Consider the following 26,976-nt stretch of genomic DNA (forward strand, 5'->3'; position numbering starts at 1 on the left):
ATATCGGGAGCCTGCTGACCCGCGCCGCGTGTCGGCAGGTGTCACCGACATCTTCGTCATCCCTGATCCAGTCCACCGCCGGAGCGCCTCATGACCAACCCGCTGCTCGACCTGTCCGGACTGCCGTCCTTCGATGCCATTCTTCCTGCGCACGTGGGCCCGGCGATCGACCAACTGCTGGCCGAGGCGGAAGCGGCGGTGAAGGCGGCCGAGCAGGTCAGCCCGGTGAGCTGGAACAGCTTCGTGGTGCCGCTGGACGATGCCACCGAGCGGCTGTGGCGCGCGTGGGGCCAGGTCGGCCATCTGCAGGCAGTGATGAACACGCCAGAGCTACGCGAGGCCTACAACAGTAATCTGCCCAAGGTGAGCCGCTTCGGCAGCGCGCTGGGCCAGAACCTGGCGTTGTACGCACAGTACAAGGCGCTGGCGCAATCGCCGGAAGCGGCCGATTACGACGCGGCACGCCACAAGGTGCTGGACAACGCGCTACGCGATTTCCGTCTCGGCGGCGCCGAGCTGGACGACGAGGCCAAGGCGCGCTTTGCGCAGATCCAGGAAGAGCTGTCTGCGTTGGCGGCCAAGTTTTCGCAGAACGTGCTCGACGCCACCGACGCATGGTCGTACGTGACCCAAGACGACACCCAGTTGTCCGGCCTGCCGGCCGAAGTGATCGCCGCCGCCCGCGCTGCCGCAGAAAAAGATGGCGTGCCGGGCTGGAAGTTCACCTTGCAGATGCCGTGCTATTTGCCGGTGCAAAGCGATGCCGATAGCCGCGACCTGCGCGCGCTGCTGTATCGCGCCAACGCCGAGCGCGCGTCCGAATTTGGCGATGCCGCGCTGGACAATAGCGCCAATATCGATCGCATTCTCGCCCTGCGCGCAGAGCTGGCGCAGCTGCTCGGGTTTGCCGGGTATGCCGACTATTCGGTCGCCACCAAGATGGCGCAAAGCCCGGATGAAGTGATGGGCTTTCTGCGCGACCTGGCGGTGCGCGCCAAGCCGTATGCGCAACGCGACCGCGCCGAACTCGAAGCCTTTGCGCGCGACGAACTTGGCCTGGACGACCTGCAGGCCTGGGACCTGGCCTACGTCAGCGAAAAGCTCAAGCAGGCGCGCTACAGTTTCTCCGAGCAGGAAGTGAAGCAGTATTTCACCGAGCCGAAAGTGCTGGCCGGCCTGTTCGATGTGATCCACAGTTTGTACGGCCTGCGCGTCAAGCCCGACAGCGCGCCGGTCTGGCATCCGGATGTGCGTTTTTACCGGCTCGAAGATGCGCAAGGCGCGTTGGTCGGCCAGTTCTATCTGGATCTGTACGCGCGCGAAGGCAAGCGCGGTGGCGCCTGGATGGACGATTGCCGCAATCGCCGCGAGACCGCCAACGGCGTGCAGACGCCGCTGGTGTATCTGGTGTGCAATTTCGGCCGTGGCAGCGGCGATGCACCGGCCACCTTCCGGCATGGCGAAGTCACTACGCTGTTCCATGAAATGGGCCATGGCCTGCATCAGCTACTCACCCGTATCGGCGAGCTGAGTGTGGCCGGGATCAATGGCGTGGAATGGGATGCGGTGGAATTGCCCAGCCAGTTCATGGAGAACTTCTGCTGGGAATGGGAGCGCGTGCAGGCGATGACCGCGCACGTGCAGACCGGCGAGCCGCTGCCGCGCAATCTGTTCGACCGGCTGCTGGCCGCGCGCAATTTCCAGAGCGGCATGTTCACCGTGCGGCAGCTGGAATTCGCGTTGTTCGACATGCAATTGCACAGCAGTTTCGACCCGGCACAGGACAGCGTGCTGCAGCTGATCGAGCGCGTGCGCGACGAGGTGGCCGTCAATCGCCCGCCGGCGTGGAATCGCTTCCCACATCAGTTCAGCCATATCTTTGCCGGTGGCTACGCGGCTGGTTACTACAGCTACAAATGGGCCGAAGTGCTCAGCGCCGACGCCTACGCCGCGTTCGAAGAAGCACCCGAGCAGGTGGCCGAGACCGGTGCGCGCTTCCGCTTTGAGGTGCTGTCGCGTGGCGGAAGCCGTAGCGCTGCCGACAACTTCCGCGCCTTCCGTGGTCGCGCGCCCAGCATCGATGCGCTGCTGCGGCATAACGGCATGGCGGGCTGAGCGGGCCAGTCGTTCGCCTGCCATCGCTGGCAGGCGGTGCGTTCGCAATGCAAGCGTTCGCAATGCAGTGAGGTGGGTTGTCGTATAAGCGCAGCAGCGCGGTCACTCAGGTGGCCGATGCGCGACTGGATCAGCACATCAAGGAACGTGCAATGCAGCAACGTCTGTCATGGAGTTTGGTGGTGTTGATTGCCGCGGCGGTACCGGCCGCGGCGCAGCACGCCGGTCACGCCAGTAGTCTCGCCGGCCTGCGCGCAGGCCCGGGCGAGGAATACCGGCGCGTGGGCGAGGCCAGCGCCGGCAACGCGCTCACGGTCTATGGATGCCTGAAGAACGGCAGATGGTGCGATGTGCGTACGCCGGATGCGCGCGGCTGGATGCCTGCGCAAGCGATCGCGCTGGAGCGCGGCGATCTGAGCCGCGTGGTGCCGAAACTCGAGTTTTCGCTGGACGCGTATTGGGACGCGCATTACCGCGGCCGCGAATGGACCGTGGAGAGTGAGCGCGCGCTGTGGCGCGACCATTCACCCGGCAACTCGCCGGCGCTGGAAGTGCTTGCGCCCGGTGAGGGCCTGCCGCAAACCGGCGACCCCTCCATCGCAAGACGCGCCAAGCAGGAGACACGCGTAAACACCGAACGGACCAACCGCGAGCGGGCCGAGATCGATGCGGCCAGGAGCTTGCAGTTCAAGCGCGATCAGGCCCGCACGGCGTGCCGCAGCAGGCAGCGCGCACAAGAGCAAAGCGCTGCCAGGGACGCGAATGGCCAGCCCGCCAGCAGCGGGACCTCGATGGAAGATTGCGACCGCTTGCGGGACGAATAAGGCACCGCACCTGCACCTTGGCGCAGGGAGGTAAAGCGTGATTGCACGTCGCTGCTTTCACATAGGCATGTCGGCAACATGTGCGCTGGCAACGCTGTTCTGTCGCATCGCGGTTGCTTGAAGTTGCACCGCCCGTCTTCCACTGATGGACGAGGGGCAAGCCCTTGCACGGCGCGGACACGGATCGACTCTCCGTACCCGCGTGGCAGCACAACGCGCTCACGCGCGTTCGCTTGCAGCCATCACACCCGCCCGAACACCAGGGTGCCGTTGGTCCCGCCAAAGCCGAAGCTGTTGGACATCACCGTATTCAAGGTGGCTTCCTGTGTCTGCCGCAGGATCGGGAAGCCTTCGGCGCGCGGGTCGAGTTCGTCGATATGCGCCGAGCCGGCCATGAAGCCATCGCGCAACATCAGCAGGCTGTAGATCGCCTCGTGCACGCTGGCTGCGCCCAGCGAATGGCCGGATAGCGCCTTTGTCGACGACAGCGGCGGTACGTTATCGCCGAACACCGCGCGCACTGCGCCCAGTTCGGTGACATCGCCCAGCGGTGTCGAGGTGCCGTGCGTGTTGAGGTAATCGATCGGGCGATCCAGCCCCTGCATGGCCATGTGCATGCAGCGCACCGCGCCTTCGCCGCTGGGCGCCACCATGTCCGCGCCATCGGAGGTCACGCCATAGCCGAGCAGTTCGGCATGGATACGTGCGCCGCGTGCGACGGCGTGGTCGTAGTCTTCCAGCACCAGCATGCCGCCGCCGCTGCCGATGACAAAACCGTCGCGCTGCGCATCGTACGGGCGCGAGGCCACTGCCGGGCGATCGTTGAAGCCGGTGGACAGTGCGCCCATCGCATCGAACATCACGCTCATGGTCCAGTGCAGTTCTTCGCCGCCGCCGGCGAACATCACATCCTGCGCGCCATGCCGGATCAAATCGGCTGCCGCGCCGATGCAATGCGCCGAGGTCGCGCAGGCGGCCGACAGCGAATAGCTCAGACCACGAATCTTGAACGCGGTGGCCAGCGAGGCCGACACCGCCGAGCACATCGTGCGCGGCACCATGTACGGGCCGACCTTGCGCACACCGCGGTTGCGCAGCAGGTCGGCGGTTTCCACCTGCCATTGGCTGGATCCGCCACCGGAACCGGCGATCACCCCGGTGCGCATATCGCTGACCTGTTCGGCACTCAGGCCCGCATCGGCAATCGCATCGCGCATGGCCAGATAGGCGTACGCAGAGGCGTCGCCCATGAAGCGTTTGAGCTTGCGGTCGATCAGTGCTTCCAGATCCAGCGTGACCGCACCGCCCACCTGGCTGCGCAGACCGGCCTCGGCATGGTCGGGCAGGGCGGTGATGCCGGAGCGGCTTTCGCGCAATGCGGTGGAGACGGTGTCCAGGTCATTGCCCAGACACGAATTGATGCCCATTCCGGTGACGACGACACGACGCATCAGAAGTTCTCCGTCGAAGTGAACATGCCCACGCGCAGATCCTTGGCGGTATAGATTTCGCGCCCGTCCACCAGCATGCGCGCATCGGTCTGCGCCATCACCAGCTTGCGGTTGATCACGCGGCTCACATCGATCTCGTAGCTCACCAGCTTGGCGCTGGGCAGCACCTGCCCGGTGAACTTGACCTCCCCGCAACCCAGCGCGCGGCCGCGGCCTGCAGCGCCGATCCAGGTCAGGAAGAAGCCGGTCAGCTGCCACATCGCATCCAGCCCCAGGCAGCCGGGCATCACCGGGTCGCCGATGAAATGGCAACCGAAAAACCACAGGTCGGGGCGCACATCCAGCTCGGCGCGAATCACGCCCTTGCCGTGCGCGCCGCCGGTGTCGCTGATCTCGGTGATGCGGTCGAACATCAGCATCGGGTCGTTCGGCAGCCGGCCGCTGTCGGGTCCGAACAATTCCCCGCGCGCGCTGGCCAGCAATTGGTCGCGCGAATACGCACTTTGACGAGTCATGACAAACGTTTCCTGCAAGGAGCGAATGGCGAAGCCGGCAAGGGTGCATGAGCCGGCGCGGTTCAATCAAACGTTTTATCCGTACGCATGCGTGCTGTTTTCAGACGATTGCGCGCTGCGGCACGCAATGGGGTGCGTCGCCACCTCGACCCGGCACACGCAATCCAGCCGTCGGCAACAGCGACATCGGGACGCCGCCATGACGGTCCAGCGCGATGGCGAAGGCGAGAACCGGCGACGGTCGCGCCCGTTTCGTGCCGCTTTGCCGTGAGTACTGGATCAAGGCGTGAGACGCGGCTGCTCTATCATGGCCACAGCCCTGTTAAGAGACACCAGCTTGATGCGCAAGATCGTGCACGTGGACATGGATGCGTTCTACGCGTCCGTGGAGCAACGTGACGATCCCAGCCTGCGCGGCAAGCCGGTGGTGGTGGCCTGGCGCGGCGCGCGCTCGGTGGTCTGCGCGGCCTCCTACGAGGCACGCACCTTCGGTATCCGCTCGGCGATGCCGGCGCTGCGCGCCGAGCGGCTCTGTCCGGATGCGGTGTTCGTGCCGCCGGATTTTGCGCGTTACAAGGCGGTGTCGCGGCAGGTGCGCGAGATTTTTTATCGGCATACGGATCTGGTCGAACCGTTGTCGCTGGACGAGGCCTATCTGGATGTCACGCACGCCAAGACCGGCATGCAGCTGGCCACCGAAATCGCGCAGCTGATCCGCACCCAGATCCGCGACGAAACCCGGCTCACCGCATCGGCCGGCATCGCGCCGAACAAGTTCCTGGCCAAGATCGCCTCGGACTGGCGCAAGCCCGATGGCCAGTTCGTCATCGCACCCAGTCGCGTGGATGCGTTCCTGCTGCCGCTCAAGGTCAATCGCATCCCAGGCGTGGGCAAGGTGATGGACGGCAAGCTGGCGGCGTTGGGCATCGTCACCGTGGCCGATCTGCGACTGCGCCCGCTGGAAGAATTGCAGGCGCATTTCGGCAGCTTCGGACACAGCCTGTATCGCCGTGCGCGCGGCATCGACGATCGCCCGGTGGAGCCAGACCAGGAAGTGCAGTCGGTGTCCTCGGAAGATACCTTCAGCGAGGACCTCGCGCTCGATGCACTGGACCCGCACATCCTGCGTCTGGCCGAAAAAACCTGGCTCGCCACGCGGCGCACCGAGCGGATCGGGCGCACGGTGGTGCTGAAACTGAAGACCTCAAGCTTTCGCATCCTGACCCGCTCGTACACGCCCGAGCAGCCGCCGGCTTCCTTTGATGCATTGGCGCAGATTGCGCTGGCACTGACCAAGCGCGTGGAGCTGCCCGACGACACGCGTTATCGCCTGGTCGGTGTGGGGCTGAGCGGTTTCAGCGATGCCGAAGAGGGCGCGGTGCAGGGCGAGTTATTCGGCGAGATGTCGCCGGCGCAGTGAGTGCAACGTCGTGCCTGCGATGCCGTGTGGTAAAGCAGCTACCAAACGACTGTGCTCAGCGCCGAGCGGGCGCAGCCGGCGCTCGGTGCGGCATTACCACGCGAACACCCCAGGTCTGAGCGCGCCTTCCACACCCACCTGACGACTGCTCGCGACGTTGTGTTAGCTGCTCTCAGCCCGCTGCATGCATCACGCATCTGCATCGCGCACGCTGACACGGTCTGAATCCAGCCGCTCGTACACTGCAGTCCGCTCCCCAACGAGGCGTTGTGCATGTTTCCGTATCCGCTGGTGATCTTCGACCTGGACGGCACGCTGGTGGACAGCGCACCCAATATCGCCGAAGCGCTCAATGCCACCTTGCACGAACTTGGGTTGCAGCAGTTCAGCGAGGCAACGATTCGCGGCTGGATCGGCGAAGGCGTGCACGTGCTGCTTGCCACTGCCTTGCGCGAAGCCGGCGGCACGCACGATGCCGATACCGCGATGCCGGTGATGATGCGTCACTACGAAGCCAGCCTGCTGCATAACCCGCAGCTGTATCCCGGTGTCGGCGAGGCGTTGGCCGGCCTGCGCGAGGCCGGTGCCACGCTGGCGTTATGCACCAACAAGCCGTCGCGGTTTATCGCGCCGCTGCTGGAGCATCTGGGCATCGCGGCGCAGTTCAGCAGCGTGCTCGGTGGCGATTCGCTACCGCAGCGCAAACCCGATGCCGCGCCGCTGCTGCACCTGGCCAGGCAATTCCAGCATGCACCGCAGCAGTGCCTGATGGTTGGCGATTCGGCCACCGATGCAGCGGCCGCAAACGCAGCGGCAATGCCCTTGGCGATGGTGCGCTACGGCTATCTGCGCGGCTTCGATGTGCAGAGCTCCGGTGCGGTGGCGATCATGGATGACATGCGCGAGCTGCTGGCATTGACCTAGATCGACCGACAAAACGACCGCGCGGTAGCCAGGCGGACGTGATCGGTGCAGCGCGTCCTGTTTCCGTCCTGCGGTTCTGAGCCTAGCGTCCGCATCCAACCGACGATCGCTTCGTAGCTGCTGTTAACTGCGTCTGGTGTATGGCGCGACACGACAATGCGGTCGACAGCGGAGTGGGTGCGCTAGCTGGAGTTCGCAGCGGGATTTTTGTGTGGCGTGCCGCTGACGTTGCGACCAAGTGCTGCGCGTAACGCTCGCAGCCATCGTGTCAGGCACTGCCGTACGGGCGCCGATACCGCGGACACTGCAACGGCGCTCCATCCGCTGTGTGGGCTCAATCCTCGCGCGTCTGGCTCGGATCCGCAGCGTCATCGTGTCCTTCGAGCATGTCGCCGTGCGTATCGTCGTTGTCCGCCCGCGCGTAGTGCACGGTTTCCACCGGCCCCGCGACCGCGCGGCCGCGCACCGGCAACAGCGCACTGGCCACTTCGTATTCCGCCAGCAAGGCATGCCGACGCGCTTCCGGCACGTCCTGCCAGTGGCAATCGGTCAACGCGCCTTCCAGCGAATACAGCAGATTGAGGCTGGGCTTGAAACCGGCGCGGCGCACTTTGACGAAGGCGCCCACCGCGCCCACTGCCTGTAGATCCTCCTGCGTACGCAGACCGACCTGGCGCAGCCACGCCGCACTTTTCGGGCCGATGTTGCGCAGCCGTTCGGTGGTCACGTCAACGCACCGACGAAAATCTGCGCGATGGCTTCCAGGCCCTGCTGATCGTCGGCGTCGAAGCGATCCAGCTCCGGGCTGTCCAGATCCAGTACGCCGATCAACGTATCGCCCTTGACCAATGGAATCACCAGCTCCGAGCGCGATGCCGAATCGCAGGCGATATGCCCGGGAAACGCGTCCACGTCGGCAATGCGCTGGCTCTGTCGGGTGCTGGCGGCCGCACCGCACACGCCCTTGTCCAGCGGAATACGCACGCAGGCCGGCAAGCCCTGGAATGGACCCACCACCAGCTCGCGGCCATCGTAGAAATAGAAGCCGGCCCAGTTGAGCGACGGCAGCGAATTGAAGATCAGTGCGGCCAGATTGGCGGCGTTGGCGATCCGATCCGGCTCGCCGTGCACCAGGGCTTTGGCCTGGGCGGTGAGCTGGGCATATTGTTCCGGCTTGCTGCCGGTCAGCGACGAGGTGGCGAACATGGTCGAAGTTTAGCAGCGGCCATCCGCAGCGGCATTGCGACTCAGCCGCGCTCTCGGATCCGCACGTTATGCTGCGCGCCCTCTCGGCAATGGCGGCCCGGCCGCAGGATCGAACGCATGCAGCACCCTGCGTTGTACGTCACCGGCACCGACACCGGCATCGGCAAGACCATGGGCAGCACGGCGTTGCTGCACGCATTGCGCGCGCGCGGGCACACCGCGGTGGGGATGAAGCCGGTCGCCAGTGGCTGCGAACAGACGCCGGATGGCTGGCGCAATGAAGACGCGCTGGCGCTGCAAGCGGCCAGCGACCCGCAACCGGACTACGCCACCCTCAACCCCTACGCCTTGCCCGCACCGCTGGCACCGGAGCTGGCCGCCGCCGACGTCGGCGTGACCCTGTCGCTGGACCCGATCGCGCAGGCCTTTGCGCAATTGCGTCGCCAGGCCGAGGTGGTGGTGGTCGAAGGTGTCGGCGGTTGGGCCGCGCCGCTCAGCGCCGATCTGGACCAGGCCGATCTGGTCCGCGCGCTGCAACTGCCGGTGGTGCTGGTGGTCGGCGTGCGGCTGGGCTGCATCAACCACGCGCGCCTGACCGCTGCCGCCATCGCCGCCGACGGGCTGGAATGCATCGGCTGGATCGCCAACGCAATCGACCCGCAGATGGAGCGCGTCGAAGAGAACATCCAGATGCTGCACCAGCGGCTGGCGATGCCGTGCTGGGGGCGGATCCGTTGGCGCCCAGGCGCCGATGCCGCCAGCCAGGCGCAGGAGCTGCGGCTACCGATTTAGTAGCGCCCAGGCGGCAAGCACGCCAGTACCACTCGCCGCGCGCAAGCCGCGGCGACAGATGGCCGGCAAACGCACAATAAAAAAGCCCGACAGAGGGAGGGATCTGTCGGGCCGGATTGCATGGGGGGAGGGACCCATGCAAAGACGCTGAATTTTTGGTGGCGGTTAGCTGCGCCGTGTCTTGCCTGCTGCGCCGGCCTGCTCGCTGCCGGTGTCGAACTGCTGCTTGGCAAACTGCCCAAGCTCGCTGGACATCTTCAAACCCATCCCGACCACTTCCTGGTTGGCCGAGGCCGAACGTTCCAGGTTGTCGCGGGCCAGTTGCAGACCTTTCGGCCAGAGCGTCTGGTAGGCACCCAGGTCGCGTGCCTGCGCAAACTCACCCAAGAAACTGGTGGTGGCGGTGACGTTCTGCTCCAGCGTGTCCAATGCCAATTGATTGGCACGTGCTGCAGCGGAGGCGAACTGACTGGTAAAGCTGTTTTCGAACTGCGCCGACATTGCGAACCCCTTCGGGAAAGCCGTGACCGTTTGTTGCGTTGCAGCATACTCGGATATTGTTGCGATGCAACACGTTTCCTGAAGTTTCCCCAAACTCTGTTGGAAGGCTTTGCAATTCAATCGGTTAGATGATCGTCAAAAACGACGAAGCCGCCCATCAGGCGGCTTCGGGTCGAACAGTGCGCATGCGGTCAACCGCGATAGCGGCAGCCGGACGTGCAGGTTTCATGCACCACGATTTCGCTCAACTGCGGCAAGGCCGGCTTGAGCTGCTGCCAGATCCAGATCGCCAGCCGTTCGCTGGTCGGGTTCTCCAGCCCCTCGATGTCATTGAGGTAGTGGTGGTCCAGGCGGTCGTAGATCGGCTGGAAGGCCGCCTTGATATCGCCGAAATCCATGATCCAGCCGGTGTCGGCACCCGGTTCGCCGCTGACGTGCAGCTCGACCCGGAACGAATGGCCATGCAGCCGGGCGCACTTGTGGCCGGGCGGCACATTGGGAAGCCGATGCGCGGCTTCGAGCGTAAAGACTTTGAAGATATCCATGACGGTGATCGGCAAGCAGTAACGAAAGGGAAGGGCAGGTGCCGGCGTGGTGCCGGATCACGCAAGGGTCCGGACCGGCCGGGCCCGATACAAAGCAGGCCTGGATACAACGCGAGCCTGATACAACAAGGGCCGCATGGCGGCCCTTGTGCTCAGCAGACGCTGCCTATCAGGCGCCGCGGTTGGCCGGACGGCCAGCGCCGCCACGGCTGTCGCGCCGGCCGGCACCTGCGCCCGCATTGGCCTGACGCGGCCCAGCGCTGCGCTGGCCACCCGGCTTCTTCGGGCCGGCATGCGCATGCGCCTGACGCGGTGCATCGCCATGCGGACGACGCGCGTGGCTCTTGCGCGGTGCGCGATCGCCACCCGGCTGTTCGGCACGGCCCGGGGCGCTGTTGCCCCAACGGATCGGGGTCTGCGGCTCGTAGCCCGGCACGTCGCGGATTTCCACGTCGCGGCCCAGCATGCGCACGATCTGACGCAGCAGCTTGGCTTCGTCCTGCGCCACCAGCGAAATCGCCTCGCCGGTGGAGCCGTTACGGCCGGTACGGCCGATACGGTGCACGTAGTCCTCGGCCACCATCGGCAGGTCGTAGTTAATGACCTTCGGCAGCTGGTCGATATCGATACCGCGCGCGGCGATATCGGTGGCCACCAGCACGGTCACGCGGCCGGCCTTGAAGTCGCTCAGTGCACGCATGCGCTGGCCCTGGCTCTTGTTGCCATGGATCGCCGCGGTCTTGATGCCGGACTTTTCCAGGAACAGCGCCAGCTTGTCGCTGCCATGCTTGGTGCGCGCGAAGACCAGGGTCTGCTCGCGGCTGTCCTGCGCCAACAGGTGCAGCAGCAGATCGCGCTTGCGCGCGCCATCGACCGGGTGCACGCGGTGGGTGATGCTCTCGGCCACGGTGTTGCTCGGGGTGACCTGGATCTGCATCGGGTTGCGCATGAACTCCAGCGCCAGCTGCTTGATGTTCTCTTCGAACGTGGCCGAGAACAGCAGGGTCTGACGGTCCTGGCGCGGCAGCTTGGTCAGAATGCGCTTGATCGACGGCAAAAAGCCCATGTCGAGCATGCGGTCGGCTTCGTCCAGGATCAGCACTTCGATGCCGGACAGATCCACGCTGCGACGCTCGATATGGTCGATCAGACGGCCCGGGCAGGCGATCAGCAGGTCCACGCCACGACGCAGGGTGTCGAGCTGGTTGCCCATGCCCACGCCGCCGTAGATCACCGCGCTGGGAATGCGCAGGTACTTGCTATAGCCGCGCAGGCTGTCGTGCACCTGGGTGGCCAGCTCGCGGGTCGGGGTCAGGATCAGCGCGCGCGGCTTGCGCGGGCCATTGACCGGCTGCGGGGTGGTGCCCAGGTGCTGCAGCAGCGGCAGGCCGAACGCGGCAGTCTTGCCGGTACCGGTCTGCGCGCCCGCCAGCAGGTCGTGACCGGCCAGCACCAGCGGGATCGCCTGCTGCTGGATCGCTGTGGGGGTTTCGTAGCCCTGCTCGGCCAACGCGCGCAGCAGGAAGGGCGCAAGGCCCAGGGATTCAAAAGACATCAGGAAGCTCCAAGTAAAGCGTCGCCACCAGGCCAGGCCCGGAGCGCAAACGCATTGCAGATGCAAAAAGTGAGGCTCGGAGCGTTCCCGTGAACCGCGCTGCGAGATGGTGGAACAACCCGATCAAGAAGCGATGGGTTTGTCGGCACCACGAAAGGCGTCGGGTGGGGCGGGCGAGCGGATCGATCGATCCTGGCCTCGCCGGCGGTCCCAAAGGGAAACGGACGGCCGCATGCAGACCGGGCAAGTGTACGCGCGTTTGGCGCGCTGCACAAAAGACCGCGTCTGCGGTTGGGCTACGGGTCAGTTGTTTCAGGTGCAACCACTGTTGCGACAGGTCGTACAATCGGCCGATCAGCCACAGCAACAGGATCGTCATGAAGCTAGGTTCCCTGAAGGAAGGCGGCCGCGATGGCAGCCTGATCGTGGTCTCACGCGACCTGAGCAAGGCCGTGCATGCCACCGGCATCGCGCCGACGCTGCAGCGTGCGCTGGAAGACTGGAGCAACGTCGCGCCACGGCTGAACGCCTTGTCTGCCTCGCTCGACGACGGCAGCGCCGATGGCGTCTTCGATCTGGATCTGCAGGCGCTGGCCGCGCCGCTCCCGCGCGCTTACGAATTCGTCGATGGCAGCGCCTACCTGCCGCATGTGGAGCGGGTGCGCCGCGCGCGCAATGCCGAGGTACCGGAGAGCTTCTACACCGATCCGCTGATGTACCAAGCCACCAGTGCCGGCTTCTACGGCCCGCGCGATGCCATCAAGGTGATCAGCGAAGACCACGGCATCGATCTGGAGGCCGAAATCGTGGTCATCACCGACGACGTGCCGATGGGGGCCTCGCCCGAACAGGCGGCTGCGCATATCCAGCTGATCGGCCTGGTCAACGATGTCTCGCTGCGCAACCTGATTCCGGCCGAGCTCGCCAAGGGCTTTGGTTTTGTGCAGTCCAAGCCGCGCTCGGCGTTGTCGCCGGTGTTCGTCACCCCCGACGAGCTGGGCGATGCGTGGCGCGACAGTAAAGTCCATCTGCCGCTGGTGACCCACGTCAACGGTGCCTGGTTCGGTGCGCCGGAAGCGGGCAACGACATGCAGTTCGATTTCGCCCAGCTGATCGCCCATGCCGCCAAGACCCGTCCGTTGTCGGCCGGCACGATTGTCGGGTCCGGCACCATCGCCAATCAGGACACCACCCTGGGCGCGTCGTGTTTCGCCGAACAGCGCGTGGTCGAGACCTTGCGCGATGGCAAGCCGAGCACGCCGTTCATGGCGTTCGGCGATGTGGTGCGGATCGAGATGTTCGATGCCAGCGGCGCCAGTATCTTCGGCGCGATCGAGCAGCGCGTCGAACGGCAGCCATTGCCATGACGCGTAGCGTCCTGCCGGCGGACGCGGTGACTGGCGGCCGCGCATGAGCGCGGCGCTGGAGCTGTTTTCGTACTGGCGTTCGAGCGCGGCGTATCGCGTGCGCATCGGGCTGCACCTGAAGTCGCTGGCCTATGTCACGCACCCGGTGCATCTGGTGCGCGACGGCGGCGAGCAGCATGCCGCCGCCTACGCGCAACTCAATCCGCAGGAGCTGGTGCCGACGCTGCGCCACGGCGCGGTGGTGATTCCGCAGTCGCTGGCGATTCTGGGATATCTGGAAGAGGCCTTTGCGGATAGTGCGCAGCTGTTGCCAGCCGCCCCAGCCGACCGCGCCCGCGTGCGCGCGCTGGCGCAGGTCATCGCCTGCGATGTGCATCCGCTCAACAATCTGCGCGTCACCCACTACCTGGAGCGCGGCGTTGCGCTGGATGCGGCGCAACGCCAGCAGTGGACGCAGCACTGGATGCAGTGCGGCTTCAGCGCGCTGGAAGCGCAGCTTGCACAGGACTCGCGCACCGGAACGTTTTGCCATGGCGAGACGCCGGGCCTGGCCGACTGCGTGCTGATCCCGCAGCTCTACAACGCGCGTCGGTTCGAGGTCGATCTGACACCGTATCCCACCTTGCAACGGATCGAACGACAGTGCCTGGCACTCCCGCCATTCGACGCTGCCCGGCCAGAGGCCCAGCCCGACGCGGCGGTGTGAGTGCGGTGAGATGTCCGGGCGGCATCAGTCCTTCGGCCATCGTTTCCCACAGGCAGGGGACGTGCGGCGCGTTGAAGCGGTGCCTAGTGTCTAAGCGGTGCCTAGTAAGGAGAGGGCTTGAACGACAGCCCTGATAAGCGCCAAACCCCAGCGACGGGCCGCGCCAGAAGCAGAGCAGTCACAGCGCGCCGCAACGCCCAAGTCCTTCTCCCGCTAGCGGGAGAAGGTGGCGCGCAGCGCCGGATGAGGGCGCTGCCGCATTCCAGATCAAATAAACCCGTGACTGATCTTCGGCGCCGACGCTGCCTCGTAATCCGCATACGGGTCGTGCTCGCCGGAGCCGCCTTCGGACAGGCGGAACTTCAGCGCCAGGCCATCGCGCGAATCGGCTGCACGCAGCGCTTCTTCCTGCTCGATCTCGCCGGTCTTGACCATGCGGAACAGGCATTGATCGAAGGTTTGCATGCCTTCTTCCAGCGACTCTTCCATCGCCGCCTTGACCTCGTGCACCTGGCCGCGACGCAGCAGGTCGCGGATCATCGGGGTATTGAGCAACACCTCGGTGGCGGGGCGGCGGCGTCCATCCACGCCCTTGACCAGACGCTGCGAGACCACCGCGCGCAGATTCAGCGCCAGATTCATCAGCACGTTCTTGTGCGCGCTTTCCGGGAAGAAATTGAGGATGCGCTCGATGGTCTGATCGGCGTTGTTGGAGTGCAACGTCGCCAGGCACAGATGACCGGTTTCGGCGAACGCGATGGCCGCCTCCATGGTCTCGGCATCCAGGATTTCGCCGATCAGGATCACGTCCGGCGCTTCGCGCATCGCATTCTTCAGCGCGCTCTGGAAGGCGTGCGTGTCCAGGCCCACCTCGCGCTGGTTCACGATCGACATCTTGTGCTTGTGCAGATATTCGATCGGGTCCTCGATGGTGAGGATGTGCCCGGTGGTGGTGCTGTTGCGGTGGTCGATCATCGACGCCAGCGAGGTCGACTTGCCGGAGCCGGTCGAGCCGACCACCAGCACCAGCCCGCGCGGGGTCATGATGACGTCCTTGAGCACCTGCGGCAGGTTGAGCTCTTCGATGCTCGGGATCCGGCTGCGGATGGCGCGGATCACCATGCCCACTTCGCCACGCTGCTTGAACACGTTCACGCGGAAGCGGCCGGCATCGGACAGGGCGATGGCCATGTTGAGCTCGAGCTCGCGCTCGAACTGCGGCACCTGGCCTTCGTCCATCAATGAGTAAGCGATTTTCTTGACCATCCCCGGCGGCAACCCCGTGTTGCCGAGCGGGTAGAGCTTGCCTTCGATCTTGATGTACACCGGCGCGCCGGTGGTCAAGAACATGTCCGAGGCATTCTTTTCGGTCATCAGCTTCAGGAAGTAGCCGATATCCATGCGCAATGGTTCCCCAACAAACAGCAGCGTCTCGTTGCAAGTCCGCCGCAGGCTTCCGACAATGGCCGTGCTCGAGACTTCCTCGCTACGGCTCCCCTAATGACGGCTAGCTTCGCATACTTGCGGCGATCCCTGTATGGCATCGCCTGTTTCATGGTTCTTTCCTCTCCGGCCGCCGCCCAGGTGGCACCGGAGCTCACTGCCGCCGAACAGGCCGTACAACGCGCCACCCAGGCCGATGCCGACCAATACGCCCCGGATCTGGTCAATCTGGCCCGCCAGGAATTGATGCAGGCCCAGCAGGCGCAACTGGACAAGCGCCAGCGCAAGGAGGTGCCGCAGATCGCCCTGCGCGCCGCCGCCGATGCCGATCTGGCCAAGGCGCGCAGCGAAGAGGCCGTGGTCAGCGCCCAGCTGGAGCAACGTCGCAAGGAAGTGGCGCAGCTGCAGAACACCCTCAACACCGGGGAGAACGGCCGATGAACCTGCGTCCCTTGCTTTACATCGGTGCGCTGAGCCTGGCCACGCTGTCTCCGCTGGCCATGGCCGCCAAGGACGACCCGCAGGCCGACGCGCTCAATCGGCGCCTGGCAGCGTTGCAAAACGACCCGCAGACCAGCGATCTGGCCCGCTACGAGCGGCTGCAGGCCCAGCAAAGCGTGGCGGCACTGGCCGAGGCCAAGCGCCGCGACCGCGATGCGCTGGTGTTTCTGGCCGACCGCCGGGTCGAGATCGCCGAGCTGACCGCCCGCACCGCACTGGCCCGGCGCGAGCTGGACCGCCTGGAAGGCACGCGCAACGATTTGCTGATCGAAGCCAGTCGCCGTGACGCCTCGCGCGCCCGGCAGGAGGCCGAGCGGCTGCGTGTGCAGGCGCAGATCCAGGCCGAGGAGGCCGAGCGCATGCGGCAGGCCGCCGAACAGGAAACCCTGGCCCGCCAGGATGCCGAGCTGGCGCTGACCAGCGTGGCCGGCAAGCAGACCGCCAAGCTCAATGCCGCCCAGCAGAAGGCCATCCAGCTCGCCCATGAAGAAGCCGAGTTGGTGGCCGGCGCCAAGCTGCCGTCGTCCAAGGTGGACAGCCGCGGCGAAGTGTTCTCGCTGGGCAGCGGCGCGTTTGGTGGCAAGGCGGCCTTGTCCGGCGATGCGGCCGGGCAGGCCAAGGCGTTGGCCGAATATCTGAACATCGGCAAGAAGGGTCGGGTCAGCATCGTTGGCTTCGACAGCGATGCGGGCACAGCCAAGAAGCGTGCCGAGGCGCTTCGCGACGCGTTGGTCGCTGGCGGTGTCGCGGCCTCGCGGCTGCAGGTCAGTGCTGGCAAGGGTGCCGCCAGCAAAACGCGTGCGGCCGAGGTCGTTGTGGCGCCGTAGTGCAAGTGGTTGGAAGTTAAGGTCTTTTAACCCGGGCATGACGCCCGGTTGAACCGCGGTCACTGATTGCGCCAAGGAACGGCAAAAGCAGCCGTTCCGGCCTTGAACCCCCTCCGCGACCGGCGTAGGGTCGTACCTCCGGGCAGCAACTCCGCCGCCCGGAAAGTACGGAGGGCCGGGCCAGTGACGCAAGGGCACGCAGCGACGCAAGCGGTTGGAACAGATGGTGGTTTCGTCAGTGCGTCTGCCGTTGTGACCTTTGTCAACGTGACTCGTGGGTCTTCCATTCCCAAGCAGCGCCCTGTGCCGTCCGCGGCCGGGGCGTTCTTGTTTTAAGTGAAGGAGGTAACGCCATGTTCGAAGGGCAACCGCAGACCGAAATCGACGCATTGATCAAGTCCGATCCCGAGTTCAAGCAGCTGTACCAACGCCACAAGCTCTTGAACAAGAAATGCATGGATGCCGAACTTGGGGTGCTCCCCATCGACGACGTGACCTTGGGTCAGATGAAACGCGAAAAATTGCAGGCCAAAGAAAAACTCACCCGGATGTACGACCAGCTCACGCACTGATCCTTCCCCACCGTTAGAACAAGTTCACCGTCGCGGGCGGTGGCAGCCTCCTCGTCGGCTGTCACCGTCCGCGTCTTTCGTTTTGGCAGAGGCCCGTTGTGCGACGTGCTGCTCTTTGTGAGCAGTTGAGCACGCTCGTTCATGGGCGGACACGATCGTTTCCCGCCTGAATGAGCATTCCCCGGCCGTTCGTCGGATAATGATCGGCCTAGCCCGCGCGGCGCAGCGACGATATCCCGATGGCGATTCATTCCTCCGTACTCGAACTGATTGGCAACACGCCGATCGTCAAGGCCCAGCGCCTGGACACCGGCGTCTGCGAGCTGTTCCTCAAGCTGGAGGCGAATAATCCCGGCGGGTCGATCAAGGATCGCATCGGCTTGTCGATGATCGAAGCGGCCGAGCAGCGCGGCGACCTCAGCCCCGGCGCCACGCTGGTGGAAGGCACTGCCGGCAATACCGGCCTGGGTCTGGCCCTGGTGGCGCAGCAGAAGGGCTACCAGCTGATTCTGGTGGTGCCGGACAAGATGAGCCGCGAGAAGATCTTCAATCTCAAGGCCATGGGCGCCAACGTGGTGCTGACCCGTTCGGACGTGGCCAAGGGCCACCCGGAGTACTACCAGGACCTGGCTGCCAAGATCGCCGCCGAAACCCCCGGCGCGTACTTCATCAATCAGTTCGGCAACCCGGACAACCCGGCTGCGCATGAATTCGGCACCGGCCCGGAAATCCTGGCGCAGATGGACGGCCAGCTGGACGCGATCGTGTTCGGCTGCGGCAGCTCCGGCACCATGACCGGCCTGTCGCGCGCCTTCGCCACCGCCTCGCCGCACACCGAACTGGTGCTCGCCGACCCGGTGGGCTCGATCCTGACCCAGTACATCGAAGAAGGCACCGTCAGCGAGAAGTCCGGCAGCTGGCTGGTCGAAGGCATCGGCGAAGATTTTCTGCCGGATATCTCGGATTTTTCGCGGGTCAAGAAGGCCTATTCGATCAGCGATGCCGAAAGCTTCCACACCGCGCGCGAGCTGCTGGCCAAAGAAGGCATCCTCGGCGGCTCGTCCACCGGCACCTTGCTGGCCGCAGCGCTGAAGTATTGCCGCGAGCAGACCACGCCCAAGCGGGTGCTGGTGTTCGTGTGCGATACCGGCAACAAGTATCTGTCGAAGATGTACAACGACTACTGGATGCTCGACAACGGTTTCCTGGAGCGCCCGCAACACGGCGACCTGCGCGACCTGATCCTGCGCCCGTACAACAAGCGCGACACCGTTGTCGTGGGTCCGAAGGATCTGCTGACCACCGCTTACCAGCGCATGAAGCTCTACGACGTGTCGCAGCTGCCGGTGATCGATGATGGCCAATTGGTCGGCATCGTCGACGAAAGCGATGTGCTGCTGCATGTGTATGGCGACGAAGCGCGCTTTCGCGATCCGATCTCCACTGCCATGGTCAGCAAACTCGATCGCCTGGATGTCGCTTCCCCGATCGAAGCGCTGCTGCCGGTGTTCGACCGCGGCCAGGTCGCCATCGTCATGGACGGCACGCAATTCCTGGGCCTGATCACCCGCATCGACCTGCTCAACTACCTGCGTCGCCGCGTGCAGTGATCGCGCAAGGCCGCGCGTGTCAGTGAGGCGCGCGGCATTGGCCGTTCAGACCTGCTTGATACAATCGCCCACTTTTTCCGGGAACCTCCATGTCCAACCGCACTACCAAGAGCCACGATGGCGAGCGCGCATTGGCGCTTGCAACGCTGGCGATCCATGGAGGGCAGTCGCCAGATCCCAGCACCGGCGCAGTGATGCCGCCGATCTATGCGACGTCCACCTACGCGCAGTCCAGCCCCGGCGAGCATCAGGGTTTCGAGTACTCGCGCACCCATAACCCCACGCGGTTCGCGTACGAGCGCTGCGTTGCCGCGCTGGAAGGCGGCACGCGCGCGTTCGCGTTTGCCTCGGGCATGGCCGCCACCTCCACCGTGATGGAATTGCTGGATGCCGGCAGCCACGTGGTGGCGATGGACGACCTGTATGGCGGCACCTTCCGCCTGTTCGAGCGCGTGCGTCGCCGCACCGCCGGCCTGGATTTCAGCTTCGTTGACCTGACCGACCCGGCCGCCTTCGAAGCCGCGATCCGCCCCGATACCAAGATGGTATGGATCGAGACACCGACCAACCCGATGCTCAAGCTGGTCGACATCGCCGCGATTGCTGCGATCGCCCGCAAGCATGGCCTGCTGATCGTGGTCGACAACACCTTCGCCTCGCCGATGCTGCAACGCCCGCTTGAGTTGGGCGCCGACATCGTCGTGCACTCGGCCACCAAGTACCTCAACGGTCACTCCGACATGGTCGGCGGCATCGCGGTGGTTGGCGACAACGCCGAGCTTGCCGAACAGCTGGCCTTCCTGCAGAACTCCATCGGCGGCGTACAAGGCCCGTTCGACAGCTTCCTCGCACTGCGCGGATTGAAGACCTTGCCGCTGCGCATGCGTGCGCACGGCGAGAACGCACTGGCGCTGGCGCAGTGGCTGGAAACCCATCCCGCCATTGAAAAGGTGATCTACCCCGGCCTGGCCTCGCACCCGCAGCACGCACTGGCCAAGCGCCAGATGTCCGGCTTCGGCGGCATCGTCTCCATCGTGCTCAAGGGCGGCTTCGACGCAGCCAAGCGCTTCTGCGAAAAGACCGAACTGTTCACCCTGGCCGAATCGCTGGGCGGCGTGGAAAGCCTGGTCAATCACCCCGCCGTCATGACGCACGCCTCCATCCCAGTAGCCCGCCGCGAACAACTCGGTATCAGCGATGCGCTGGTGCGGCTGAGCGTGGGGGTTGAGGATGTGGGGGATTTGCGTGGGGATTTGGAACAAGCGTTGCAATGAGTCATTCGAATCAAAATAAGCGAGATTTTCATCCAGGCTTGAGTCCACTCGCTCCCTATTTATCGTTGTTTCGACATCGGCAATTGATATGGGAGCTGTGTAAGCGCGATGTGACCGGAAAGTATCGCGGCTCACTCGGTGGTACATTTTGGGCCTTTCTCAATCCTTTGCTAATGTTGGCAATTTATTCTTTTGTCTTTGGCTACATTTTCAAATCCCGCTGGTCTGGGTCGGGCGTAACTGAGACGCACTTTGCGGTTGTTTTATTCTCAGGATTGATTTTTGGAAATTTCTTCTCGGAGTGCCTTAGTCGGGCGCCGGTTTTGATCACGTCCAACCCGAACTACGTTAAGAAAGTGGTCTTTCCACTCGAGGTTCTAACTTGGGTGGTGGTGGGGACCTCAGTTTTTCATGCGCTAATAAGTTTTATGGTATTACTGATTGCAATGTTGCTGACTGGCGCGTCCATGTCGGTAACTGCTTTGCTGTTTCCATTCATCATGATTTTGTTCCTGCCAATGGCGTCTGGGGTCACCTGGTTGATATCTGCCTTGGGCGTCTATTTTCGTGACGCGCAGCAGATCATGGCCGTCGTCTCGACTGCGCTTGTGTTCCTAGCACCTATCTTCTATCCGCGTAGCAGTTTGCCTCAAGATTATCAGTGGTTGCCAATGCTCAATCCACTGACGTTTGTAGTAGAGGCGGGCCGTGGTGTAGCGCTTTGGAATACGCTGCCGGAAGTAACCCACGTCTTGCTTTACTTTTTGGTGTCCTCCCTGGTCTGTTGGTTCGGTTGGCTGGGTTTCAATGCGACGCGCAGGGGGTTCGCCGATGTCCTTTGACGCGGTTATCGACGTCGATCAAGTCAGTAAGCGCTACGAGATCTACGCCGAGCCTTCCGACAGGTTCAAGCAGATGGCAGTCTCCGCCCTGGGGCGCGTCTTTTCATTAAGGGAGCGGCGTTATTTCAAGGAATTTTGGGCGCTGCATGGGGTTTCTTTTCAGGTGCAGCGCGGAGAGTGTGTTGCGTTAATTGGGCGTAATGGGTCCGGCAAGTCCACCTTGTTGCAGATCATTGCGGGAACCGTCACGCCGACCACTGGATCGGTTTCTGTTAATGGACGTGTCGCCGCGTTGCTAGAACTGGGTTCAGGCTTTAATCCGGAATTTTCGGGGCTTGAGAACGTTTATCTCAACGCATCCCTTCTCGGACTCTCGCGCGACGAGGTAGAAGCAAAGCTCGATGACATCCTTGCATTCGCAGATATTGGCGAATTCGTTCACCAGCCCGTGCGCACTTATTCTAGTGGAATGACCGTGCGGTTGGCGTTCGCTGTGCAAGCTCAGATCGATCCGGATGTGCTAATCGTTGATGAAGCGTTGGCGGTTGGCGATGCCCGCTTTCAAGCGAAGTGCTTTTCTCGACTGAAATCACTACGGGAGCGCGGAACTTCTATCTTACTTGTGACGCATTCGACAGAGCAGGTAGTCACACATTGCGATCGCGCGATTTTGATCGATCAGGGCCAGAAGTTAGAAGATGGTGCGCCTCGCCCTGTCGTGAATCTGTATCTCGATCTGCTTTATGGTCGTCAGAAATCTGCTGCGGCGTCCGCATCATCGCAAGTCATGCCAACAAGCAGCGTGCAACTCGATCACCAATTGGCTCAGTTCGACTCCGAATTTGGCGAGCGTGAAGAAACGATGTTCGCTTCGCGTCCACTGTTCAATCCATACGAACACCGTTGGGGCGACGGAAAGGCTGAGTTGCTTGACTTTGCCCTATTCTCTCAAGGCCAAGCTTTTCCTAATAGCTTGCCTGCTGGTGCTGAGATAGAACTTTATTTGCGTTACCGTTGCGACGCCGATCTAATAAGGCCGATTCTAGGTATCACTTTGAAAACCAAGGAGGGGCTGACTGTGTATGGAACCAATACCGAGATGGCGGCGGTAGAGGGCGTATTTAAAGCCGAGGGCAAGAGCGGGATAGCCCAATGCCGAATGAGGTTGAATTGTGCAGCAGGCGATTACTTTATTTCCGTGGGATTGGCTAGCCGGGAGACTAATGGCGAGGTCGTTCCGCACGATCGGCGATACGATGCAATTCACTTATGTGTCGAGTCGACTCTTCCCTTCATCGGAATCACTGATCTCCGAGCTAGTTTGAAACTGATATGACCCAGTATTCTGACCCAAGTGCAATTTTAGATGCATACGTTTTCGATAAGCAAACCAACTGCTGGCAGCGCGCGGAGAGTGGCATAGAGTGGGCCTATTCTGACGGCTATGCGGTAGAGGATAATCTCTATCAGTTGGTTGGATCTTGCATGGATCGAAGTGTGCAGTCCGTCGAACTAGCTGACCGAATTACCGACTGGCCAACGCGCTACTATTTCAGCGCACGCCGTGCGAATCTACTCAGGCCCCTTGCCGGAATGCTGCAAGGGGATGTTCTTGAGGTTGGGGCAGGTTGCGGTGCGATTACGCGCTATCTAGGCGAAACGGCCAACACTGTCGTGGCATTGGAGCCTGCTATACGTAGAGCGCGAGTGGCCAAGAAGCGTTGCGAGGATCTCAGTAATGTTCACGTCGTGGTCGACAACCTTGAAGAATTCGTTACTGAAAAGAAGTTTGATGTAGTTACCCTCATTGGCGTCCTTGAGTATGCTGAACGGTTTTCAGATCGAGAGGATGCAGCTTCGTACTGGTTAGATTGTGCGCGCAAACTGCTTAAACCAGGCGGGGTTTTACTGCTTGCGATTGAGAATCAACTGGGCCTGAAATATTTTGCCGGGGCACCAGAAGATCATCTCGGACGTCCTATGCTGGGTCTGGAAGATATCTATGAAGGTAGCGGAGCACGCACTTATGGGCGTCGTGAACTGGAAAGTATGGTCTACGCCGCTGGCTTCGCTGATATCGCGGTTGCATTGCCTTTTCCGGATTATAAGCTTCCAACGTCGGTTTGGTTTTCAAGGGATGTGCAGACCGCAACATGTTTTGATGGTGGCGCAGCGCTTGCGGCCGCATCTGTTACGCGCGATCCCCAGGTCGGCCGCCCCCCGTTGTTTGCAATCGATCGCGTCTGGGATGTAGTGGCGCGCAACGGACTACTGCCTGACATGGCGAATTCATTTCTGATTGTCGCGCATACCCAGTCGGGTAGCTCGCAGTTCGGCGTGGATAACAGCGATGTATCGGGATATCACTTTTCGACAGAGCGCGACAAGCCATTTGTGAAAGAAACGCGGTTTGAGTTGCGCAGCGGCCAACCCTGGGTGACGCGCAAATTCCTGATGCCTGACCTGACCCATGAGGTCGATGGGTTTCGATGCGCTATTGCGGATGAGCCTTACATCGCTGGCAGTGCGTTCACCAAGTCGTTTTACGAGATGCTGCTGCGTGATGGATGGCGAATTGAAGATGTCGGATCCTGGGTCAGGCAGTGGCTTGACGCGGTTGGTGTGCATGTTGGCCTTGATCCCGAGGTACTTATTAAGGCGCGTTACGATGCTGGTCTGCCACTGCCGGGTAATGTAGTCGATCTAGTGCCGCATAACCTGATAGAAAGTGCCGACGGAGCTCGTGTTTTCATCGATCTGGAATGGCGGGCGGCGGGTTCTGTGCCTCTGGGATATCTAGTCTTCCGGGCACTGTTTGAGGTGGTGGCTGCCTGCGTCAGAGTGGCTCGGCCCTATGATGCACGCCATTTGCAAGTTGTGCACTTTATCTCAGACGCAATGAGGGAATGCGGCGATCTGCTGGTACCTTCTGTGCAGGATTTCGTGCGTTATCTGGCAATGGAAAGCCGCTTTCAATTAGCCGTTTCAGGTAGGTCGGGAATGCCAGATTATGCGGACTTCTCGCAATCCAGACTGCCGGCGAGTATTAGTTCGGCCCAGGAAGGTCCGCTGGGTAATGTGCTTGCCGAATTCAGTGATACCCGTGAGAGTTTGGAGCGTGTGCTCGCCCAACATAAAGCGCTGTCGATCGAACATCATGATGTGGCGGAGTGGGCAAAGCAACTAGATGCAGAGCTGATGAGATTGCGTGAAAGCAACGCAGCATTGGTGACTGAGCATGAGGAAGTTGCCACTTGGGCAAAAAATCTGGATAGGCAGGTTGACGTGCTGATAGCTCAATCAGCAGTCGACAAAGCTCATCTCAAAGAGGCTTTGGCCCGTGAGAAGGAAGTTCTAGCCCGCGAGAGCTTATTGCTTAGGTCGCAATCATGGCGTGTAACAAAGCCGCTGCGTTTTGCGATGCGCTTGGTGCGTGGCGACTGGGGCACTGTAGCAAGTTCCTTGCGCGGCAAGCGCTGGACGCAGACACCGCTGTTGAATGCCGTTCGGTCTCCGGTGAAGCGCATTCTAATGCAGCGCGGAAAAGCAAGCCCGGCCACGCCCAAAGGCTTGTTGATGAATGCGCACGAGGATCCGATAAAGTTGTTGGATGGTGTTGTTTTCGACGTGGTCGATAAGCCTGAAGTCACCATCATTATTCCTGCCTATGGACGGCTTGATCATACTGCAGCTTGTGTGAGGTCGATTCACGCAAATCTACCTCGTGTAACAATGGAGGTGCTAGTTGTTGAGGATGCGTCCGGCGATACGCAAATTGGCGCGCTGAAGGAAGTGCCTGGGCTGCGATACTTCGAAAATCCGGTTAATCTTGGATTTCTTCGGTCATGTAATCATGCTGCCTCCCTTGCAAAGGGGCGATACATCTATTTCCTAAACAACGATACCGAGGTGACTGAAGGCTGGTTGGATGCGTTGATGAGTACTGCCAGTTCCTGGCCTGACTGTGGTTTGGTTGGCTCCAAGCTTATTTATCCTGATGGGCGTTTACAGGAAGCTGGTGGAATTGTCTGGAAGGATGCCAGTGCTTGGAATTATGGTCGACTGGACGACCCTTCCCGTAGTATCTACAACTACACGCGTGAGGTTGACTACATTTCTGGCGCTTCGATTATGATCGAAAAAGCGTTATTCGATTCCTTTGGCGGCTTCGACGAATATTATCTGCCTGCTTATTTCGAAGACACCGACCTTGCGTTTAAATTGCGTGCATCAGGGCGCAAGGTCGTTTATGAGCCGAAGTCGGTTGTGGTTCACTACGAAGGTATCTCGCATGGCACTGATACAGGGGCTGGTATCAAGGCGTACCAGTTGGAGAATCAGAATAAGTTTCGCAAGCGTTGGAGTGATGTTCTTGAGCGCGAGCACCTGGAAAACGCCGATCGCCCCTTTCTCGCCCGCGATCGTAGCCACCTTAAGAAGGTAGTGCTTGTCATCGATCACTATATCCCACAGCCAGATCGGGATGCAGGCTCGCGCGCCATGTATCAGCTGCTCATGTTGCTGGTGGATCGCGGTTACTCAGTGAAGTTTTGGCCAGAAAATATGTGGTACGACGAGCCTTATGCACGACCCCTCCAGGATGCGGGCGTGGAGATAATGTATGGTGGCGAGTATGTGACTGGTTTTAGAAGTTGGATTGCCGAGAACGGCGCGAGTATCGACGCGGTGATCTTTAGTCGTCCGCACATCAGCGCATGTTTCATCGATGACGTCTCTGCACATAGCCGTGCTTCACGCCTCTATTATGGTCACGATATTCATCACTTGCGTCTTATGGAACAGATGAAAGTTGACCCCTCGCCTGCTGTTGAGGCAGAGATAGAACGTTTCCGATTGCTTGAGGAAATGTTGTGGCCCCGGATGGATGGCATCTATTATCCGTCTGAGCTTGAATCAGCCTACGTCAGGCAATGGGCCAAAGAACATGATATGAAAGCGGCAGTCCGTACCGTACCTCTTTACGCGTACGACGGGGTCTTGGCTGGCGCGCAGGATAACTTGGCCTCACGACGCGACATTTTGTTTGTTGCGGGTTTCGGCCACCCGCCAAATGCTGATGCCGCTGAATGGCTGATCCATAACGTCATGCCGTTGGTCTGCGCGAAGCGGCCTGACATTCATGTCACGCTCGCCGGCTCCAAGCCAACTGAACGCGTCCAGGCCTTGGCAGGCCCCAGGGTAACAGTCACGGGTTTTGTCAGCGATCATGCTCTTGAGCAGCTATACAAGCGGGCACGTGTGGCGGTGGCACCATTGCGATTCGGCGGCGGGATGAAGGGCAAGGTACTGGAGGCCATGCGGCATGGTCTTCCCATGGTTACTACGACAACGGGTATGCAAGGTCTTTCAGACGCTGAGTCTTTCGTTTACGCAACGAACGAGGCACCCAGTTACGCCGAGTACATCCTCAAGTTGCTTGAAGATAACGAAGACTGGCTGATAAGGTCTAAAGCCGCTCAGAGCTTTATCTTGCAGAACTTCTCAAGCGAAACCGTATTCCGCGCGCTGTCGAATGAATTGCCGCCAGTAAGTGGAAGCCATTGACGATGTTCGGAAGAATTGGATCAAGTTTCCGCGCGCTCGTGATTCTCTGCACAGCTGCCATGGTGGCGTGTAGCCAGGAGGGTGGGCGGGCTGCGTATCCTGAGCGTTTCGGAGTTAAGATAGCTTCTCCTGCAACTTCGGTGGCGGTCACACCGGCTTTGCCCTTACGCATTGTTGGTTATGGTCCGCACGGGACACATAGAGGTCAACCGTTCAACATCCAGCCTGATGGCGCATCCGCTTTATGGGTCAAGCTCAGCAGCCCGGTCGACGCATCAGTAACGCGCGTGATACTTGCTGGAAAGCCACTAGTGACTACCACTCAAAGCACCACCATCACAGCGGTCGTCCCGCTGGAGATCGTTTCAGTGTCAGGCAAGTTAAAACTGTTCGTGACGACGCGAGGTCCTAGCGGTGAGCT

24 protein-coding genes and 1 other RNA gene are annotated in these 26,976 nt (G+C 61.9%); 16 read left to right on the plus strand and 9 right to left on the minus strand.

Going from position 1 to position 26,976, the window contains the following annotated elements:
• Positions 1-90: 90 nt before the first annotated feature.
• Positions 91-2,115 carry a M3 family metallopeptidase gene (locus tag RQH86_RS10805; protein WP_311238798.1) on the plus strand — a complete coding sequence of 675 codons (2,025 nt, stop codon included), beginning with the start codon at positions 91-93 and terminating at the stop codon, positions 2,113-2,115.
• A 152-nt stretch (positions 2,116-2,267) separates the two neighbouring features.
• A complete protein-coding gene (locus RQH86_RS10810) occupies positions 2,268-2,939 on the plus strand; it encodes an SH3 domain-containing protein (RefSeq protein ID WP_311238834.1) in 672 nt (223 codons plus the stop codon).
• A 242-nt stretch (positions 2,940-3,181) separates the two neighbouring features.
• Here the strand turns inward: RQH86_RS10810 and fabB are convergent, their stop codons facing one another.
• Both fabB and fabA read right to left on the minus strand, forming a co-directional pair.
• Positions 3,182-4,390 carry a beta-ketoacyl-ACP synthase I gene (gene fabB / locus RQH86_RS10815; protein WP_311238797.1) on the minus strand — a complete coding sequence of 403 codons (1,209 nt, stop codon included), beginning with the start codon at positions 4,388-4,390 and terminating at the stop codon, positions 3,182-3,184.
• Complete coding sequence (fabA, locus tag RQH86_RS10820; RefSeq protein ID WP_039421849.1) at positions 4,390-4,905, minus strand: 3-hydroxyacyl-[acyl-carrier-protein] dehydratase FabA; 516 nt, start codon at positions 4,903-4,905, stop codon at positions 4,390-4,392. Before fabA ends, fabB begins: the two co-directional genes overlap by 1 nt.
• A gap of 340 nt (positions 4,906-5,245) precedes the next feature.
• On the opposite strand from fabA, the gene dinB reads away from it, so the two are divergent.
• The 3 genes from dinB to gph all read left to right on the plus strand — a co-directional run bounded on the left by dinB (position 5,246) and on the right by gph (position 7,249).
• Positions 5,246-6,325, plus strand: a complete 1,080-nt coding sequence (gene dinB, locus RQH86_RS10825) for a DNA polymerase IV (protein ID WP_115559178.1) — start codon at positions 5,246-5,248, stop codon at positions 6,323-6,325.
• A gap of 92 nt (positions 6,326-6,417) precedes the next feature.
• Positions 6,418-6,493: non-coding RNA, sX9 sRNA (locus RQH86_RS10830), on the plus strand.
• A gap of 105 nt (positions 6,494-6,598) precedes the next feature.
• Positions 6,599-7,249 carry a phosphoglycolate phosphatase gene (gph, locus tag RQH86_RS10835; protein WP_311238796.1) on the plus strand — a complete coding sequence of 217 codons (651 nt, stop codon included), beginning with the start codon at positions 6,599-6,601 and terminating at the stop codon, positions 7,247-7,249.
• 334 nt (positions 7,250-7,583) lie between these two features.
• On the opposite strand, the gene RQH86_RS10840 is transcribed toward gph, so the two are convergent.
• Both RQH86_RS10840 and RQH86_RS10845 read right to left on the minus strand, forming a co-directional pair.
• Positions 7,584-7,976 carry a TfoX/Sxy family protein gene (locus RQH86_RS10840; protein WP_311238795.1) on the minus strand — a complete coding sequence of 131 codons (393 nt, stop codon included), beginning with the start codon at positions 7,974-7,976 and terminating at the stop codon, positions 7,584-7,586.
• A complete protein-coding gene (locus RQH86_RS10845) occupies positions 7,973-8,455 on the minus strand; it encodes a GAF domain-containing protein (protein WP_055848072.1) in 483 nt (160 codons plus the stop codon). The genes RQH86_RS10840 and RQH86_RS10845 overlap by 4 nt, the downstream gene beginning before the upstream one ends.
• Positions 8,456-8,572: 117 nt before the next feature.
• On the opposite strand from RQH86_RS10845, the gene bioD reads away from it, so the two are divergent.
• Positions 8,573-9,247, plus strand: a complete 675-nt coding sequence (bioD, locus tag RQH86_RS10850) for a dethiobiotin synthase (protein ID WP_311238794.1) — start codon at positions 8,573-8,575, stop codon at positions 9,245-9,247.
• Positions 9,248-9,412: 165 nt separating this feature from the next.
• Here bioD and RQH86_RS10855 read toward each other — a convergent pair whose 3' ends face one another.
• The 4 genes from RQH86_RS10855 to RQH86_RS10870 all read right to left on the minus strand — a co-directional run bounded on the left by RQH86_RS10855 (position 9,413) and on the right by RQH86_RS10870 (position 12,227).
• The gene (locus RQH86_RS10855; protein ID WP_311238793.1) at positions 9,413-9,748 is read right to left on the minus strand and encodes a phasin family protein; all 336 of its coding nucleotides are present in this window, start codon (positions 9,746-9,748) and stop codon (positions 9,413-9,415) included.
• A gap of 191 nt (positions 9,749-9,939) precedes the next feature.
• Complete coding sequence (gene queD, locus RQH86_RS10860; protein ID WP_055850251.1) at positions 9,940-10,293, minus strand: 6-carboxytetrahydropterin synthase QueD; 354 nt, start codon at positions 10,291-10,293, stop codon at positions 9,940-9,942.
• A 169-nt stretch (positions 10,294-10,462) separates the two neighbouring features.
• Entirely contained in the window at positions 10,463-11,848 is a 1,386-nt protein-coding gene (locus RQH86_RS10865; protein ID WP_055848080.1) for a DEAD/DEAH box helicase, read from the minus strand.
• Entirely contained in the window at positions 11,838-12,227 is a 390-nt protein-coding gene (locus RQH86_RS10870) for a hypothetical protein (RefSeq protein WP_311238792.1), read from the minus strand. The genes RQH86_RS10865 and RQH86_RS10870 overlap by 11 nt, the downstream gene beginning before the upstream one ends.
• On the opposite strand from RQH86_RS10870, the gene RQH86_RS10875 reads away from it, so the two are divergent.
• Positions 12,226-13,215, plus strand: coding sequence for a fumarylacetoacetate hydrolase family protein (locus RQH86_RS10875; protein ID WP_115554628.1), 990 nt, complete (start codon positions 12,226-12,228; stop codon positions 13,213-13,215). The genes RQH86_RS10870 and RQH86_RS10875 overlap by 2 nt on opposite strands.
• 43 nt (positions 13,216-13,258) lie before the next feature.
• Entirely contained in the window at positions 13,259-13,921 is a 663-nt protein-coding gene (maiA, locus tag RQH86_RS10880; protein ID WP_311238791.1) for a maleylacetoacetate isomerase, read from the plus strand.
• Positions 13,922-14,188: 267 nt separating this feature from the next.
• On the opposite strand, the gene RQH86_RS10885 is transcribed toward maiA, so the two are convergent.
• Positions 14,189-15,322, minus strand: a complete 1,134-nt coding sequence (locus RQH86_RS10885) for a PilT/PilU family type 4a pilus ATPase (RefSeq protein WP_115562920.1) — start codon at positions 15,320-15,322, stop codon at positions 14,189-14,191.
• A 99-nt stretch (positions 15,323-15,421) separates the two neighbouring features.
• On the opposite strand from RQH86_RS10885, the gene RQH86_RS10890 reads away from it, so the two are divergent.
• The 8 genes from RQH86_RS10890 to RQH86_RS10925 all read left to right on the plus strand — a co-directional run bounded on the left by RQH86_RS10890 (position 15,422) and on the right by RQH86_RS10925 (position 26,555).
• Positions 15,422-15,805, plus strand: a complete 384-nt coding sequence (locus RQH86_RS10890; protein WP_055848089.1) for a DUF4398 domain-containing protein — start codon at positions 15,422-15,424, stop codon at positions 15,803-15,805.
• Positions 15,802-16,692 (plus strand): hypothetical protein, encoded by an 891-nt coding sequence (locus RQH86_RS10895; protein WP_311238790.1) that lies wholly within the window; start codon positions 15,802-15,804, stop codon positions 16,690-16,692. Before RQH86_RS10890 ends, RQH86_RS10895 begins: the two co-directional genes overlap by 4 nt.
• 353 nt (positions 16,693-17,045) lie before the next feature.
• On the plus strand, positions 17,046-17,264 hold the full coding sequence (locus tag RQH86_RS10900; RefSeq protein ID WP_005991804.1) for a YdcH family protein: 219 nt from the start codon (positions 17,046-17,048) through the stop codon (positions 17,262-17,264).
• A 239-nt stretch (positions 17,265-17,503) separates the two neighbouring features.
• A complete protein-coding gene (locus RQH86_RS10905) occupies positions 17,504-18,874 on the plus strand; it encodes a pyridoxal-phosphate dependent enzyme (RefSeq protein ID WP_055848094.1) in 1,371 nt (456 codons plus the stop codon).
• A gap of 89 nt (positions 18,875-18,963) precedes the next feature.
• The gene (locus RQH86_RS10910; RefSeq protein WP_311238789.1) at positions 18,964-20,148 is read left to right on the plus strand and encodes a cystathionine gamma-synthase; all 1,185 of its coding nucleotides are present in this window, start codon (positions 18,964-18,966) and stop codon (positions 20,146-20,148) included.
• Positions 20,145-20,990 (plus strand): ABC transporter permease, encoded by an 846-nt coding sequence (locus RQH86_RS10915; RefSeq protein WP_115528938.1) that lies wholly within the window; start codon positions 20,145-20,147, stop codon positions 20,988-20,990. Before RQH86_RS10910 ends, RQH86_RS10915 begins: the two co-directional genes overlap by 4 nt.
• Positions 20,980-22,326, plus strand: coding sequence for an ABC transporter ATP-binding protein (locus RQH86_RS10920; RefSeq protein WP_311238788.1), 1,347 nt, complete (start codon positions 20,980-20,982; stop codon positions 22,324-22,326). The genes RQH86_RS10915 and RQH86_RS10920 overlap by 11 nt, the downstream gene beginning before the upstream one ends.
• Positions 22,323-26,555 (plus strand): glycosyltransferase, encoded by a 4,233-nt coding sequence (locus RQH86_RS10925; RefSeq protein WP_311238787.1) that lies wholly within the window; start codon positions 22,323-22,325, stop codon positions 26,553-26,555. The genes RQH86_RS10920 and RQH86_RS10925 overlap by 4 nt, the downstream gene beginning before the upstream one ends.
• The last annotated feature ends 421 nt before the right edge of the window (positions 26,556-26,976 follow it).

This window comes from Xanthomonas sp. WCS2018Noco2-27, assembly GCF_031843525.1.
Lineage (GTDB): Bacteria > Pseudomonadota > Gammaproteobacteria > Xanthomonadales > Xanthomonadaceae > Xanthomonas.